Here is a 16,076-nt window from a genome sequence, read left to right on the forward strand (position 1 = left end):
TTGACGTCGCCGAACGCCGGCGGCCGGCAGCGTCAATTGTTCGGCGGCAGCTCCGCCGGCGGGTATGGCTGTTTGCCGGTGTTGAAGTCCATGATCTTGCGCGTCACGCCCGGCAGCATGGCCGAGATCGGGTTGATGCGCACCACAGGCTGGCTTGGCGTGCCCACAACCTCATAGGTCACGCCGAACAGACCTTCATTGCTGCCGCCGAGGAACAGCCCGACGATAGGGATCTGGTTGAACATGTTGTTCAGCCCGTACAGCGGCACGATCGTGCCCGAAGCCCGGACCTGGTTGACGTTGTAGTCGATGCTGCCCTCGATGGTCAGGCCGAGCGTCGGTCCCTTGACGACTCCGTCGCGGATCGAGAGCAGCCCGTTCTGCCGCGTGAACTCCGCGCGCAGCATGGTGAAGGCGATGCCTTGCGAGGCGCCCTGTGCTGCGCCGGAGGCGGCGCGATCCAGCGCCTGCTCACCCCTGACGGTGAAGTTGCGAACGATCGCCAGGCCTTCCTTGGGGCTGGAGTCGGCCGTCGGCGGCTCCATCGCCAGTTCCAGCTCGCCGCCAGCCATCTTGGAATAGGTGTCGGCGAAGCGCAGCAGCGCGCCGGCATCGTTGGTTACGAGATAGATCACCTCGCGGCCCTGGCGACGCGCGCGAGGATCGGCGCTCGGCGCCTCGCGGCCGACGCGGATGTCGGCGGTGACGGGCGTGTCGCGGCCGACCTTGCCGGTCAAATTGAAGCTCTTGAAGGCGCCGCCGCGCCTGGAGAACTTGAGGTCGACGCTGCGCAGCGCCTCGCCGTTGAAGCCGGCAACGGCGCCGAGCTTGACCTCGGCGTCGAAGTCGAGGTTGGAGCGTGCCTTGTTCTTGTCGGCGTCCTTGTTGGTGCCCGAGATCGCCGACTTCAGGAAGCCGCGGCCGTCGAATACGTCGCCGCGCATCGACAGCTTCAGCACGCCGTCCTGGCCGCGCTCGGCCTTGAGCTGCGTCTTGTCGCCTTCCGACGGCGAATAGGTCGGGAAGTTGGCGTTCATCAGGTCGCCGTTCTGGTCGACTTCCAGCGAGCCCTTGATGGAGACGCCGCCGCCTTCGATGTTGATGTCCTCGAAGCGTGTCGATTGCTGCTTGGCGACAACGTTGAAGGTGGCCTTGCCGGATTTGCCCGGATTCTTCACCCAGCCCGGCAGCAGGTTGTCGAGCTTGAGCTGGGTCAGATCGGCCTCGACGCCGATGCGGCTGTCGCGATCGCTGGAGCCGGCGATCTTGCCATTGAGCTTGAGCGGCACGTTGCCGGTGATCGCGGTGCCCAGATCCATGCCGAGCCGGGCCCGGCTGGCATCGTCGAGGATCGCCTGCATCTTGATGTCGGCGTCGCCTTCCGTCGGCTTGCGATAGTCGAGCGTGGCCGGCTGGCCGTTGATCTTGACGTCGCCCTTCACCTGATAGCCGGCGGTGTTGGCCACGATCTTGAGCGTGTTGGCCTCGAGCTTCTGGTTCATCACCAGTTTGTCGGCGGCAAAGCCATTGAGATCGGCCGTGACCGCGTAGCTGGTGTCGGCCTTGGTCAGTTCGCCCTTGACCGGCATCGCGAGATTGACGCTGGCCTGGAACGTTCCCTTGGTCTGGTTGGGATCGATCGGCATCGACGACAGATCGTTGAGCCGGTCGGAGGCGAGGATTTCGGCGGCAGCGGCGACCTGCCCTTCGACGCGCATGCGTACCCGCGACGGCGACGGCTTCGGCGCCATGTCCGGTACTTCGAACACGACGTCGGAGAAGTTGAGCTTGCGCCCGGCCGGCGTATCCGCGACGCCCTGCCCGATCGTCACCGTCGCGGTGCGGCCGGTGACATGCGCCTTCACGTCGGCATCGCGCACCGACGGCAAGCCGTCGACCGGATGCACGGTGACATTGGTGGCGACGATGTTGACGTCGAGACCATCGTCGGGAATCGGCGGCCCCTTTCGCGGCAGGTTGCGCGTCGGCGAATTGACGGCGACGTCGATCCGCTGCACCGAGCCGCGCTCGATGCGCTCGATGATCCAGGCCCGCACCTCCGGCACGATCAGCGCCGGCCAGATCCGTTTCATCGCCAGCGCGGGCATCGGCGTCGCCGCGAAGCCGAGCTTCAGCCGCGGCTCGCCGGCATAGTCGACGCTGCCGGTGCCGGCGACGCCGATCTCGCCATTGGAGACCTCCGCCTGCGTCAGCAGCACGCGCTTGCCCTCGGTGTCGAAGCGGAAGTTGATCGAGATGCGGTTGAAGATCAGCGGTGGCTCGTTTTCGATGGCGCCGAGCAGAATGGTGCCGCCGTTGAGACCCAGCCGCCAGTCGTTTGCGGTGTCGTTCGGAGGCTCGAGATTGGCGTTGAGCGTGATGCGGTTGGCGCCCGAGATCACCTTCAATGGCGCGATCAGCACGCGGCGCCCGGCGTCCCATTCCATGCTGATCTCGGCGGAGTCGATCGCCATCGGATAGTCGGGCGTATCGGTGTCGATGATCTTGCCCGCGCCGATGTTGATCTTGCCGCGCAGATAGGTCGGCAGCCCGTCGCGCGCGAGCTCGCCCTTGATCTCGCCGGTCATGGGCAGGTCCGCCATGTAGGTGAGATCCTTGAGCCGCATCGCCAGCAGGATGTTGCTGGTGGAGACCTTGTCGGCCTTGATGTCCACCGTGCGCACGCCGTTGGCCTGGGGCCCGACCAGGATGCGCAGCTGCCACGGCTTGGCGCCCTCTTCGCCGAGGCTCAGCGCCACCCCGCCGCCGGACGGCCGGCGCAGGCTGAGGCTGATGTTCTCGAACGTCCATTTGTTGCCGCGCTGCTGGTCGTCGACGATCAGCACGCCGTTCTTCAACCCGATCTCGTTCAGGTTCTGGCCATCGAGCCCGGTGAGGCTGAGGCTGTCGAGCCAGTCCAGGCCGGCGAGCAGGCCGTTCGGCGCAGCGGTCGCGGACACAGTCGACATGGCCGGCGGTGCTGGCTGCGAGCCGGCCTGCGGTCCCGGTGCGTTGGGCGGTGGCGCGGCCTGTCCCGGTCGCGGGAATGTCGGCGGCAGGCCGGCATCGCGCTTGGAGGCGACGCCCGTTGCCAGCGGCTTGGTGGTCTCCCCCGTCGACACCGTGACGGTGCCGTCCGGGGTGATGCGAATCGCGAGCTCGGCGTCGACCAGCTTGAGGCTCTCGGCACGCAACTGGCCCATCAGCAGCGCGGCGCCGGACAGCCGCACCTCGGCCTTGGGCGCGCTGGCGACGATGGCGTGATCCTGATCGCGCACGATGATGTCGCGGATCCGGACCGCGATCCTGATCCGGCCGGCACGCTCGATCTGGGTGCCGCCGACCTCGACGGTGTTGCCGTGGCCGATATTGTCCTCGATCGCCGCCGCGAGCCACGGCGTCGCCAGATCGAGGCTGATCGGGCCCGCACCGAGCCGCAGCCACAGGCCGGCGAAGCCGAGCCCGACGAGCAGCATGAGCGATGCCAGCGTGATGACGATCCGCTTGGCCACGCGGCCGCCCGGCAGACGCGGACGCGCCCAGCCGAATCGACCGGTGCTCCCGCCCGAATCGGGCCGCGACAACAGGCGCCGGGCGCGCTGCCCGACCGTCTCGTCGTGCTCGGCGGCAGCCTCATACTGGTCGGCCACATCCCAGTCGGCCTCATCCCACTGCTGGCCCTGGGTGTCCGCTTGCAGATGGGGCCGGTGGGGTGATGTCTGTCTTGCCATTGCCTCTCGGTGCCGGCCCCTCGTGTCCGAAACATTCGTGCCAACCTGGCCTCGGCCAGGTTGGTCGCCGGTGTGGCCCCGCCCGTTCACGCAGCGCGCGTGCTCACTGCCGGCAGGACTCGATGCCCCAAATGATCCCGTCACGCTTCGGCGGGTGCTGTCAACACGCCGCTGGCGCTTCGCCGGCGGCGCGGACGACGCGCGACATCCTCGTCACTATACCCCGCCGCCGTCAGGTTTGCCCACCTGCTCGCGCCAGCGGACCGGCGCCTCTCCACCGCCGGACGAATTCTGTGGCGGGGACGTCTGATCCGGAGACGGTACGAGAGTCGTCATTGCACTGTGCTCAACTGCGCTGGTGCTCACGCCTGCTGGTAGCCGTGATCTTCGCTTCATCGCAAGAGACACGATCCCCTGCGCGCCGCGAAGCACGGATTCCAGATCGATCCCGGGACACCGGACAAGAACCGAGATACTTTCATTTTTGAGCCGCCGAAAGCGACGAAAGGAAGGCGTATGTCAAAGGAATCACAAAAGAAATCCTCCAACCCGGCGTCCTACGGGGCGATTGACGGGAACCGGCTCGCCACCGCGGCCAAGAAGGCCACCAAGAAGACGGCCAAACCGGCAGTGACGAAAGCCACCAAGACGACCTCCGCAAAGACGACCTCCGCAAAGACCGCGACGTCCAAAGCCGCGACCACCAAAACGGGAGCTGCGAAGGCCGGGCCCAGGACGCCAGCCACCACTGGAACGGGCCTCGCCGAGGGCGTCAAGGCACCCGCGTTCAAGCTGCCGCGCGATGGCGGCGGAACCGTTTCGCTGGCCGACTACGGCGGCCAGAAGCTCGTGCTGTTCTTCTATCCCAAGGCCAATACGCCCGGCTGCACCAAGGAGGCGATCGACTTCACCCGCCTGTCGAAGGACTTCGCTGCCGCCGGCGCCGCAGTGCTCGGCGTCTCCGCCGATTCGGTCAAGGCGCAGGACAATTTCCGCGACAAGCACGATCTCGCCGTGCCCCTGATCTCGGACGAGACACATGAGATGCTGGAGGCCTACGGCGCCTGGGGCGAGAAGTCGCTCTATGGCCGCAAGTTTCTCGGCATCATCCGAAGCACCGTCTTGATCGGCGCCGACGGCCGCGTCGCCAAAGTGTGGCGCAACGTCAAGGTCGACGGCCATGCCGACGCGGTGCTCGCGGCGGCGCGCGCGCTCTGAGAATGCGCCTGACGGCGTTGGCGGAAAATTAACCATGCAGGGGTCAAATCGCTCCCGTAAATGACGCCGCTGGAACGACGATCTCCGGCCGGCGCGGGAGTGCCGATGTCGTATCGTTCCGGCCATCACGCCGAATATCCCCAGCACCATTCTCATGACCGTGGGCACGCCCATCACCATCGGCGCGCCCACGTCAGCCATCCGGCGCCGGTCGCGGCCGCGTCGCAGAGCGACTACACGCTGGTGCATGCCGGCAAGCAGGTGCGCATCGGCCCGGTGGTATTCTGGATCGTGGTCGGCACCGTCAGCCTGCTCGGGCTGTGGTCGGCGGCGACCGCGACCTATTTCGCGTTTCGCGACGACGTGCTGACGCGGCTGATCGCGCGCCAGGCCGAGATGCAATACGCCTATGAGGACCGCATCGCCGAGCTACGCGCCAAGGTCGATCGCGCCACCAGCCGGCAATTGCTCGACCAGGAGCAGTTCGACCAGAAGCTCGACCAGATCCTGAAGCGCCAGAGCGCGCTTGAAGGCCGCGCCACCGCGCTCGGCAGCATGCCCGACATCACCGGCTCGATCCGCGCCCCGGCGCGCGCGCCTGTCGCGATCGAGCCGCCGTCGGCGCCAGCCACGCCCAAGCCGTCGCCGATCAGCGACACCGTGATCTTCACCGCGCCGCCGGACCGCGAGGCCCGGCTCGAATCGCGCAGCCCCGTGATGGCCAACGCGCAGCCGAACCCATCGACCAAGCTCGCCGGCGTCGACAACGTGCTGACGCGGTTGACGCGCTCGCTCGACCAGGTCGAGGCCCGGCAGATCGCGATGCTGTCCTCGGCCGAGGAGACGCTGGAATCGAAGCTCCGCCGGATGCGCGGCGTCATCACCGATCTCGGCCTCGACATGGGTCAGCTCGAAGCGGCGGCACCGAAGGGCGGCATGGGCGGCCCGTACGTGCCGGTCAAGCTCGGCGCCGAATCCGGTCCGTTCGAGCGCCAGCTCTACCGCATCAGCATCACCCGCGCCCAGGTCGAGAAGATGAATCGCACGCTGTCGCTGGTGCCCTATCGCAAGCCGGTGATCGGCGAGGTCGAGTTCACCTCCGGCTTCGGCGTGCGCTCCGATCCGTTTCTCGGCCGACCAGCCATGCACACCGGCCTCGACTTCCGCGCCGCCACCGGCGATCCGGTCCGCGTCACCGCCAACGGCAAGGTGGTCAACGCCGGCTGGGCCGGCGGCTACGGCCGCATGGTCGAGGTTGATCACGGCAACGGCCTCTCCACCCGCTACGGCCATCTCTCCGAGATCAACGTCAAGATCGGCCAGCATGTGAAGATCGGCGACATCATCGGCGAGGTCGGCTCGACCGGCCGCTCGACCGGCCCGCATCTGCACTACGAGACCCGCATCGACGGCGAAGCCGTCGACCCGCAGAAATTCCTGCGCGCCGGCGTCCGGCTGAGCGCGGGCTAGGTCAGTCAGCTCACATCAAGTTGGTGCGGTGCAGCGCCCCGCGGGTGCGCTCCGGAGCCGGACCTATCGCTTGGCCGGGAGCATGAAGACCTGCCCCGGATAGATCAGATCGGGACTTCGGATCTGCTCCCGGTTTGCCTTGTAGATGACCGCGTAGCGCGTGCCGCCCCCGAGCAGGCGGCGGCTGATGTGCCACAAGCTATCGCCGCGGGCGACCGTGACCGTCGTCATCTTCGGCTCGCCTCTGGCAGCGGGCACGATCGCCTCACGCGGGTTGCCTGCAGCCGCGACCAGCGTGGACTGAGCGGCCGCGCGTGCCTTGGCCGTCTCGGCCCCCGCAACAACCGAGGACAGCGATGCAGTCGTCGCGTCGTCGGGCAGGCTCAACGGGACCTCGGCGCGCGCCTGGACGGAGCCGGATGCCGGATCGACCTCGTCGAGCCTGATCCGGTCTTTGCCCGCCCGGCTGACGTCCTTGCCGATCGCGATGCTGAGACGTCCGTCGGCACCCGCCACCGTCGATGAGATCAGGCGATCGTTCAAATAAAGCCTCACCGTCGCGCCCGGACGCGCCCGGCCGTTGACGCGCAGGACGCCATTCGTCTCGTGATCCACCGCGTCCACCGCCAGCGCCTGCGGGATCGCGCCGGCCGGCTTCGACAGAACGCGCGTCGGCTCATCCGGCGACAGCAGAGCCACCGTGGCCTGCTGCCGCCCGGCCTCGACGTTCACCGCCACGCTCTGCTTCGACGTCACCTCGTGTCCGTCGGCGAGCTTCGATCGCAGGGTCAGATCGTAGGTTCCGGCAGGGAGACGGGGCGGCACCATGGCGAACTGTCCGGCCCGGTCGGCAACGACGCGGTCATGAACCTCGCCGTTGCGCAGCAGCTCCACGGTGGCGCCGGGCGCCGCGCGCCCGGCGACGACGGCGTCGCCCGAAGGAGCGACGTTGACGACATCGAACGCCGGACCATCGCTTTCGGCGCCCGACTGTGGAACCAGCGGGCCCAGCGCGTCGGCAAGACCACTCGCCTGCTGCTGCATCGTCGCAAGCGGGCTCGCGCCGCGACCATGGTCCGCGGCGGACGGCGCTTGCTCGGCGGTCGGAACCGATGCGGACTGGCCCGGCGCTTCGGCCGCCGGGATTGCCGCTCCGCTCGCGGCCGTTCTGTCCCGCCCGATGATCGGGACGTCACGGACCAGGGCGGGATCGAACACGACGACCAGCGCTGCCGCCGGGACAACGAGGGCCGCGACCCCAAGAATGATCCGGATCACCGGCTTGCCGCTCATGATCATGCCTCGGTCCGTTGCTGGTCGCGTCGATCGCGCGTGTGTCGAGCCATACCATCCGGTCCGGCGAAACACCAATTGCAGCCGGGCGGGCACGACACCGGACAATTCCGGGATACCGGCCGCCGAGGCCGCCCATGGCTGGCCCGGCCGCGCCCGGACCCGACCGGCTCACGCCGCGCCGAGCGCATCGACAAAGCGCGACAAATCTTCCCACAACTCGCCCGGCTCCAGCGCCGCCTCGTCCTGCGAGACGCCGATGCTGAGCCGCACCAGCACATCCTTGAGCGCCTTGCGCAAGGCCAGATCCCTCACCGTGATCGCGCCGAGCAGCAGGTCGGAATGGTCGCCGACCGCGGGCACGAGACAACATCCGGTCATTTGCGCGACGCGCGTGCCCTGCTCCGGCCTTCGGACGCAATCTGCGCCGCGCATTCGGCGAACACCTGGCGCAGGAATTTGTGGCTGGAGTCCTGATCCCTGAACGAGGGCCAGATCATGGACTCGTTCAGGCGCGGAATCTCGAACGGGAAGCCGACGAACTTCACGGGATAATGCAGCGCCAGATCCTGCGCGAGCAGCCGATGCAGTGTCGCGATCCGGTCCGTCCCGCACAACATCCTGGGCAGCAGGCAGTAGGAATCGACCGTACAGGCAATCTTTCGCGGCCGGCCGGCGCGCGGGAAGAACAATTCCTCGAACGAGAAGGTGCCGGCTTCGCCGAGGCGGACGTTGACGTGATCGGCCGCGAAATAATCGTCCTCGGACAGCTTGCCACGCCGCAACGGCCGCTCCCGGCACATCATGCAGACATGATCGTCCGACAGCAGATGCGTCTGCGGATGCGCTATCCGTGATGCATACTGCTCGGGCAATATCAGCAGGTCGATGTCGCCGAGCCCGAACACCTGCTCGACATGCTTGGGCAGATGCGCGATCTCGAGCTGGAATCCGGTCGCGCGCTGCGCGAGCGCGATCGCCACTCGCGACACCAGCACATAGGTCGCGTAGTCGGATGCACAGATCCGGAACGTGCGGCTGATCGTCGAGGGATCGAAGTCCGGCCTCGTGCTGATCGCGGCGCGCGCACGAACGAGCGTGTCCTTGACCGGCTCGACCAGCGCCTGGGCGAGCGGCGTCAGCTCGAACTGCCGTCCGACCTGGGTCAACAACTCGTCCTCGAAGAACTCGCGCAGACGCGCCAGCGCGGCGCTGGTCGCGGATTGACCGAGCCGGAGGCGATCCGCAGCCCGCGTGACGTTGCGCTCGTCGAGCAGCGCGTCGAGCGCCACCAGCAGATTGAGATCGAACCTGTCCAGCCGCATCGCAGCGCGCTCCCTTCCCCTGGACTTGTCACTTGGTATCGATCGTATCGATGACGATGCGCAATTCAATCGATTTTGCCGGATCACGGGTTCGACCTAGCGTGTGCTCGGACCAGCGTCGGCAGAGGGCGCGAAAGCCCGGGCCAAGGGGCCCCCGCGACTGGTCCGTTCACGGGGAGGGAAACATGAGCCGATCGAGCTCGGGTGGAGTCGTGCTCGCCACGTGCCACGTGGCCGGCATGCTGGACCTGGTGGCGCTGCCGGTCTGGGTCGGAACGTTCATCGAATTCTACGGTCTGTCGCCGGCGCAGGCGGGTGCGACCGTCACCAGCTTCCTGGCGGGCATCGTGCTCGCGAGCCTGGTGACCGCGCGATCGTTCACGCGGCTCGACGCGCGCAGCATCGTGGTCGGCGGCTTCATCGTGGCCGCTGCGGCGTTCGGCTATCTCGCCGGCAGGCCGCCAGAGCTGGTGCCATTCTGGGTTCTGCCGATCATCCACGCCATCGCGGGCCTCGCAGCCGGTGCCGCCTTGTCGATGACGCACGGCACGATGGGCCGTACCGACAATCCGCACCGCCTGTTCGGCCTCGCCAATGTCGCGCTCGCCGTCTTCAGCGTCGCCTTCTTCGCCACCGTGCCGGCCCTGATCCATGCGATCAGCCCGCGCCTGCTGTTCGCGGTGTTCGCAGCCAGCATGGCGGTCGCGGCGCTCCTGGCCTCTCTCGGCTTCCCGCGCTCCGTCGCCGCCGCCGAGACCGGCGGTGAGATGCTGCACGCGATGCCCGGCCGAGCCTGGCTGATCATCGCCGTCGTGATCTGCCTCGCCTTCAACCAGTCGCTCGTTTTCTCCTTCCTGGAGCGCATCGGCCGTCACAAGGGGCTGTCGCAGGACGACGTCACCAAGGTGCTGATCGCCGTCGGCTTCATCAACCTGCTTCCCGGCGCGCTGGCGGCGGCCCTGCAACGACGCCTGTCGCCGATCGCGATCGGCATTGCCGGCCCGCTGCTGCAGGCCATGCTGGCTTTCGTGATCGTCAATGCCCAGGGCTTCTCGACCTACGCGGCCTTTGCGATCCCCTACGTCTCGATCGTGATCTTCACCCACACGTTCCTGTTCGGACTGCTGTCGCAGATCGACCCGAGCCGGCGCGCAGTCGCGGCGACACCGGCGATGATGATGATCGGATCGGCCGCGGGACCCGCCGTCGCCGGCGCGATCGTGGAGAGCCTGGGCTACGGCGGCCTGAGCTACGTGGCCGGAACGATATCCACGCTCGCCGTCGTCCTGATGCTGACCTTCAAGGCACGCACCGCCGCATCACCGGCCATGCTGCGCTCCGCCTGAGCCCCCTGCCCCCAAGGAGAGTCCCATGAACAAGCACGTCACGCAGCACAACGGCCTGGAGTTTCCGCAGGATATCGTGTTCTCCGGCTATGCCGCTCCGGTACGGATCGAGGGCGAGGTGCACGACCTCGAGGTGATCGGCCGCATTCCGGCGGGGCTGGAAGGCGTCTACTACCGCAACAGCGCCGACCACACCTACCCGCCCCTGCTGGGCAAGGACATCTTCCTCAACGGCGACGGCATGGTGCACATGGTCCGCATCCAGAACGGTCATGCCGATCTGGCGATGCGCTACGTCCGCACCCGCAAGTTCCTGATCGAGCGGCAGGCGCGCAAGGCGCTGTTCGGCGCCTATCGCAATCCGTTCACCGATTCACCCGAGGTGGCGGGCGAGGATGCCAACACCGCCAACACCTCGGTGATGTGGCACCATGGCAAGCTCTATGCCCTGAAGGAATCCGGCCGCCCCTACGAGCTCGATCCGGTCACGCTGGAGACCCGTGGCGAGACCGATTTCGGCGGCCAGCTCCGGAGCCGCACCTTCACCGCCCATCCCAAGATGGACCCGCTCACCGGCGAGTGCATCGCGTTCGCCTATAATTGCGAGGGCACGGCCAGCAATGACATCGAGCTCTACACCATCGCGCCGGACGGCGAGTTCACCCGCACCGAGCGCTTTACCGCGCCCTACTGCTCGATGGTCCACGACTTCCTGGTATCACGCAACTACATCGCCTTCGTGATCTGCCCGATGGTCTGCGACTGGGATCGCGTCAGGAAGGGCGAGCCCTATTGGCATTGGGACAGCCACAGGCAGACCCATGTCGCCGTGATCCCGCGCCGGCAGGGCGTGGCCGGCATCCGCTGGTTCACCGCGCCGAAGCTCGCGATGCAGACCCACACCTTCAACGCCTGGGAGCACGGCAGCCGCCTGGTGCTCGACCAGTTCGTCACGGAGTCCGGCTGGCTCAGCCAGTTCCCGGACATCCGCGATCCCGAGGCCAAGGAGCTGCCGCCCTTCGGCGAACGTTGGACGATCGATCTGTCGAGTGCATCTGGCGCCATCGACATCTCGCGCTTCATCGGACACATCGGCGAGATGCCGGTCATCGACCAGCGCTTCGCGATGGCCCGCGTCCGGCACTTCTGGTTCGGCACCAACAATCCCAGGCTCGGCCCGATGCTGCCCTTCGGCCCCAAGGGACCGCCCTTCACCTGCCTCGGACATTTCGACGAGGAGACAGGCAAGCTCGACTTCTACTACGCCGGCCCCGAGAGCTCGCCCGAGGAGCCATGCTTCGTTCCCCACAGCGCGCACGCAGCCGAGGGCGACGGCTGGCTGCTCAGCATCGTCGGACGGCGGGCGGAGAACCGCACCGATCTCGTCATCCTCGACGCACGCAATCTGTCGGCCGGCCCCATTGCGACAATCCGCTTCCCGTGCCGGGTGCATGAGGGTTTCCACGGCATCTGGGTGAACGCCGACGTCCTTTAACGCATCCGGCCACCGGAGGCGCCAGCCGCGGATCCGCCAGCGCCTCGCGCTGAACGACAAACACTCCAATGACAAAGAGCCTCGCAGCAGGCCTGTCACAACCGGGGAAACACCATGATACGTCTGTACGGCTCGATGCACTCGCGCGCGCATCGCTGCGCCTGGATGCTGAAGGAGCTCGCGCTCGACTTCGAGCACGTTCCGACCGGCTTCACCGACGGCAGCACCCACACGCCGGACTTCCTGAAGATCAATCCCAACGGACGCGTGCCCGCGTTCGTCTCCGACGAGATCCGCCTGTTCGAGTCGCTCGCGATCAACCTTCATTTGGCGCGCCGCTACCGCAGCGACCTTTCTCCGGCCACCCTGGAAGAAGACGCGCTCGTCACCCAGTGGAGCTTCTGGGTCGTGACCGAGATCGAGAAGCCCCTGCTTCTCGCCGCAGCCAATCGCGTCCTGTTCGATGCCGACAAGCGCGATGCCGACGAGCTCGGGATCGCGCTCACCAAGCTCGGCCGTCCGCTGGCGGTCCTCGATCGGCATCTCACCGAGAGGCCCTATCTCGTCAGCGGCCGCTTCACCGTGGCCGACCTGAATGTCGCCGCCGTCATGACGCTGGCCCGGCTCGGCACGCTCGACATGTCACCATGGCCCCATGTCGACCGCTGGCTCGATCGCTGCCTGGAACGGCCGGCCGCTGCGGACTGGAAGACGATCAGTTTCCGCGTTCCGCGGCCCGAGAACCCTCTCGGCATCCTCGCGATGTTCGTCTGAGGCACTATCGCAGATTGAATGAGGAACCGCACATCATGCTGATGCTCGCCGACGCAGTGATCATCATCGACGCCGCGCTGCGCGAAGCGCGTGCGAAGAACCTCGCGCCGCTCGCGGTCGCCGTGCTCGATCCAGGCGGACACCTGATCGCCTATCAGCGCGAGGACGGCGCCGGCATCGTCCGCTTCGACATCGCCTTCGGCAAGGCCTTCGGCTCGCTCGGCATGGGCTTCGGATCACGCGAGCTGAGCCGTCGCGCCGGCAACATGCCGACATTCTTCACGATGCTATCAGCCACGACCGGCGGCCGCCTCGTCGCCTCGCCCGGCGGCGTCCTGGTGCTCGGACCGGACAGGCAGGTGCTCGGCGCCGTCGGCATCTCCGGCGATCTCGGCGACAATGACGAAGCCTGCGCGATCGCCGGCATCGCCGCGGCGGGCTTTCGAACGGAAGAGCCGCCCGGCGCGTGAACCGGTGAAGAACGGCCAAGCGGACCGCCGAAACGGTCCACGCGGCTGATCATCGCTTGGCCGGGAGCACGAAGACGTGGCCGGCCCCACCGCGGGCGGGTGCCCATCATTCGGCTGAAGGGGAGGACCACGCCCGGCAGCAACTCCCTCATCCGAATTCTCCCACGCGATTTTGTTATTTCTTTTTTCCAGAAATCATGTATGATCCCCCCATCCTGCCCTCTCTGCGAGGGGCGTACGCGTCGTCACGGACGTTGGGGCGGGATGCGGTGGACGCGGGCTGCGATGCACGACGGGCATGGCGGTCGCGGACGATGAAGTCGCGTGGTCCTGGCGCCCCGATGCTGGCGCCAAGTTCGTGCCGGTGCAGATGCGCTGGCGCGGATGACGGGGGCAAGAAAGCCGGTCCCCGGGGAGATCGCGTATAAGTTGTTAAAACCATCGCGCAGGGAATGCCGGTTACGGCTTTGCCTGTGGTACCTGCCGCCTGCATTCTTCTCGCAGGCGGGCCATGGGTGAGGCCTTCACCCGGCATTCCCTGCACCCTCGCGTCGAGGGGGCGCTGCCGAAAACCCCGGGTGCACCGCGCCGCGGGAGCTCTTTCTGCACGCTGAATCACATACTTGCGCGCGAGAGCGAGCATTCCATACAAATTGCAACCTTTATGAGCAGTGCGTAGTCGTACGGTGCCTAGGTTTTACGCAACTTTTAAGGAGTCGGCGCCTTCTAGGCGGTGATCTGAAACTCTGCATCCAGTGTCCGCATGCAGGTGGGACAATTTGGAGTCATACCGTGCGCAAAAATCTGCCTGTCACCCACAACGAATACCCGATCACCGACGAGACGCTGATCGTCTCGCGCACCGATCTGAAGGGCAAGCTGACCTACTTCAACGACCAGTTCGTCGATGCCGCCGGCTTCACCCCCGACGAGCTGATGGGCCAGCCGCACAACATCATCCGCCACCCCGACATGCCGGAGGCCGCATTCGCCAATCTCTGGGACACGCTGAAGCAAGGCAAGCCGTGGGCCGGCGCCGTCAAGAACCGCCGCAAGAACGGTGACTTCTACTGGGTACTGGCGAGCGCATCCCCCATCCGCGAGAACGGCCGGATCACGGGCTACACCTCCATCCGCACCAAGCTGCCGGCCGAGCAGCGCGCCGAGGCCGAGAAGGTCTACGGGCTGTTGAATCAGAACAAGGCGCAGGGCTACGCGATCAGCGCGGGCGTCATCCGCCGCCGCTCGGTGTTCGACCGCCTGTCGCTCTTCACGGGTACGCTCAGGGCGCGCCTGACGACCTTGGCCGCGGTGCTGGGCGTGTTCATGCTGATCATCGGCGCGGCCGGCCTGCTGTCGACCCGCTCCACCAACGTCGCCATGAAGTCGCTGTACGAGGATCGCACGATCCCGCTGGCGCAATTGCTCGAGATCAACGATCGCACCTTGCAGAACATGTCGTCGCAACAGTCTGCGGCGGCGAACGGCAAGGCCGGAAAACCGATCGACGGCATCAGGGCGCTGGTGGACGGAAACAGCGCCAGGATCACCAAGGTCTGGGCCGACTACATGGCGAGCTACCTGACGCCGGAGGAGAAGATCGTCGCCGATGCCTTCGCGATCAAGCGCAAGGCCTATCTGGAGGAAGGCATCAGGCCGGGATTGGCTCTGCTCGAGCAGGGCAAGTTCGACGAGGCGAGCCAGCATATCGCCACCAAGGGGCATGATCTGTTCGAGGCCGCCAAGCACGAGCTCGACAAGCTCGTTCAGATCCAGGTGAAGGAAGGCAAGGCGCTCTACGAGGAGGCCGAGAGACAATATCTGGTGGTGCTCGCGATCATTTCTGTGATGATCCTGGCCGGTATCGGAATCGGCGCTACGTTCAGCCTGCAGAGCATCCGCGCGGTGCTGCGGCCGCTCAAGGTGCTCAACGACGCCATGCAGAACATCACCGCCGGCAAGCTCGACAACCGCATTCCGGTGGAGCGCGACGACGAGCTCGGCGAGGCGCTGCGCAACCTGCAGACCGTGCAGGCGATCGTCCGTTTCAACAGCGAGGAAGTGAAGGCCGTGCAGCACTCGGCCGAGGTCAAGCGCAAGGCCGGAATGAACAAGCTCGCCAGCGAATTCGAAAGCGCGATCGGCGGCATCGTGCAGACGGTGTCCTCGGCCTCGTCGCAGCTCGAGACGTCCGCCGGCACGCTGACCTCGACCGCGACGCGCTCGCAGGAGCTCGCCACCACCGTGGCCGCCGCGTCCGAGCAGGCCGCGACGAACGTGCAGTCGGTCGCCTCGGCCACCGAGGAACTGACCTCGTCGGTGACCGAGATCAGCCGCCAGGTGCAGGAATCGGCGCGCATCGCCAACGGCGCCGTCGATCAGGCGCGCACCACCAACGACCGCGTCAACGAGCTCTCGAAGGCAGCCGCGAGGATCGGCGACGTGGTCGAGCTGATCAACACCATCGCCGGCCAGACCAACCTGCTGGCGCTGAACGCCACCATCGAGGCGGCGCGCGCCGGCGATGCCGGCCGCGGCTTCGCCGTGGTCGCGTCCGAGGTCAAGGCGCTCGCCGAGCAGACCTCGAAGGCCACCGGTGAGATCGCCCAGCAGATCTCGGGCATCCAGGCAGCGACACAGGAATCGGTGTCGGCGATCCGCGAGATCAGCACGACGATCGAGCGGCTGTCGGAAATCTCCTCGACCATCGCCGCCGCCGTCGAGCAGCAGGGCGCGGCGACGCAGGAGATCTCGCGCAACATCCAGGAAGCGTCGCGCGGCACCACCGAGGTCAACACCAACATCGTCGACGTCCAGCGCGGCGCCTCGCAGACCGGCTCTGCTTCGGGCAACGTGCTGTCGGCGGCGCAGTCGCTGTCGCGGGAGAGCGACCGGCTGCGGCAGGAGGTCGACCGATTCCTCGGCAACGTGCGGGCGGCCTGAGCCGCCCCGCG

11 protein-coding genes are annotated in these 16,076 nt (G+C 66.8%); 7 read left to right on the forward strand and 4 right to left on the reverse strand.

The genetic code is table 11. The annotated features are described in order from the left end of the window. Positions 1 to 32: 32 nt before the first annotated feature. A complete protein-coding gene (locus tag ACQR0U_RS07395) occupies positions 33 to 3,731 on the reverse strand; it encodes a YhdP family protein (protein ID WP_316225440.1) in 3,699 nt (1,232 codons plus the stop codon). Between the two features lie 516 nt (positions 3,732 to 4,247). On the opposite strand from ACQR0U_RS07395, the gene ACQR0U_RS07400 reads away from it, so the two are divergent. Further along, positions 4,248 to 4,949: a peroxiredoxin gene (locus ACQR0U_RS07400; protein ID WP_315826877.1), complete on the forward strand. Its 702-nt coding sequence runs from the start codon at positions 4,248 to 4,250 to the stop codon at positions 4,947 to 4,949. Positions 4,950 to 5,054: 105 nt separating this feature from the next. Beyond that, positions 5,055 to 6,419 (forward strand): peptidoglycan DD-metalloendopeptidase family protein, encoded by a 1,365-nt coding sequence (locus ACQR0U_RS07405; protein WP_434842990.1) that lies wholly within the window; start codon positions 5,055 to 5,057, stop codon positions 6,417 to 6,419. A gap of 63 nt (positions 6,420 to 6,482) precedes the next feature. Here ACQR0U_RS07405 and ACQR0U_RS07410 read toward each other — a convergent pair whose 3' ends face one another. The 3 genes from ACQR0U_RS07410 to ACQR0U_RS07420 form a co-directional block, all read right to left on the reverse strand. Beyond that, positions 6,483 to 7,718 (reverse strand): LysM peptidoglycan-binding domain-containing protein, encoded by a 1,236-nt coding sequence (locus ACQR0U_RS07410; RefSeq protein ID WP_316184985.1) that lies wholly within the window; start codon positions 7,716 to 7,718, stop codon positions 6,483 to 6,485. A 165-nt stretch (positions 7,719 to 7,883) separates the two neighbouring features. Next, the gene (locus tag ACQR0U_RS07415; RefSeq protein ID WP_315712167.1) at positions 7,884 to 8,075 is read right to left on the reverse strand and encodes a hypothetical protein; all 192 of its coding nucleotides are present in this window, start codon (positions 8,073 to 8,075) and stop codon (positions 7,884 to 7,886) included. A 14-nt stretch (positions 8,076 to 8,089) separates the two neighbouring features. Continuing rightward, complete coding sequence (locus ACQR0U_RS07420; protein ID WP_316184981.1) at positions 8,090 to 9,037, reverse strand: LysR family transcriptional regulator; 948 nt, start codon at positions 9,035 to 9,037, stop codon at positions 8,090 to 8,092. Positions 9,038 to 9,222: 185 nt separating this feature from the next. Here ACQR0U_RS07420 and ACQR0U_RS07425 point away from each other — a divergent pair, with 185 nt between their 5' ends. The 5 genes from ACQR0U_RS07425 to ACQR0U_RS07445 all read left to right on the forward strand — a co-directional run bounded on the left by ACQR0U_RS07425 (position 9,223) and on the right by ACQR0U_RS07445 (position 16,065). After that, the gene (locus tag ACQR0U_RS07425) at positions 9,223 to 10,383 is read left to right on the forward strand and encodes an MFS transporter (protein WP_316184979.1); all 1,161 of its coding nucleotides are present in this window, start codon (positions 9,223 to 9,225) and stop codon (positions 10,381 to 10,383) included. Positions 10,384 to 10,408: 25 nt separating this feature from the next. Further along, a complete protein-coding gene (locus ACQR0U_RS07430; protein WP_434842989.1) occupies positions 10,409 to 11,878 on the forward strand; it encodes a carotenoid oxygenase family protein in 1,470 nt (489 codons plus the stop codon). A 114-nt stretch (positions 11,879 to 11,992) separates the two neighbouring features. After that, the gene (locus ACQR0U_RS07435) at positions 11,993 to 12,652 is read left to right on the forward strand and encodes a glutathione S-transferase family protein (RefSeq protein WP_315751685.1); all 660 of its coding nucleotides are present in this window, start codon (positions 11,993 to 11,995) and stop codon (positions 12,650 to 12,652) included. A 35-nt stretch (positions 12,653 to 12,687) separates the two neighbouring features. Further along, complete coding sequence (locus tag ACQR0U_RS07440) at positions 12,688 to 13,122, forward strand: GlcG/HbpS family heme-binding protein (protein WP_315826871.1); 435 nt, start codon at positions 12,688 to 12,690, stop codon at positions 13,120 to 13,122. A gap of 792 nt (positions 13,123 to 13,914) precedes the next feature. After that, positions 13,915 to 16,065, forward strand: coding sequence for a methyl-accepting chemotaxis protein (locus ACQR0U_RS07445; RefSeq protein WP_315826870.1), 2,151 nt, complete (start codon positions 13,915 to 13,917; stop codon positions 16,063 to 16,065). Positions 16,066 to 16,076: the final 11 nt, after the last annotated feature.

The organism is Bradyrhizobium sp. HKCCYLRH3097, assembly GCF_051167875.1.
GTDB lineage: Bacteria > Pseudomonadota > Alphaproteobacteria > Rhizobiales > Xanthobacteraceae > Bradyrhizobium.